Here is a 235-nt window from a genome sequence, read left to right as displayed (position 1 = left end):
TGGATATTGTTCTATAAAAAAGTGGGCGTCTTCTATAAAGTCATAGTGTTCACGCAACAATGAAATGAACGATGCACGATTCATTATGCTTTCTGGCGCTTGATTCACTTCTTCAATTAGATCATTCTTCGCCTTTAAGAATGCCTCGTCACCGCCCATAAACTCATACAAAGCGTATTTGTACTTTAACGTAAGATGCAAGAGTTCTATATCTTCGATCATCTCTTCCTTGGTG

General features: G+C 38.3%; 1 protein-coding gene. It reads right to left on the bottom strand.

Translation table 11 applies throughout. The annotated features are described in order from the left end of the window. Positions 1-222 (bottom strand): hypothetical protein (locus AOA62_RS32265; protein WP_218244171.1); only part of this gene is annotated, 222 nt, incomplete at its 3' end. Positions 223-235: the final 13 nt, after the last annotated feature.

Source organism: Pseudomonas sp. 2995-3 (assembly GCF_002742565.1).
GTDB classification, from domain to species: domain Bacteria; phylum Pseudomonadota; class Gammaproteobacteria; order Pseudomonadales; family Pseudomonadaceae; genus Aquipseudomonas; species Aquipseudomonas edaphica.
The sequence above is the reverse complement of the archived record's forward strand: the minus strand, read 5'-3'. Positions and strand labels throughout refer to the sequence as shown.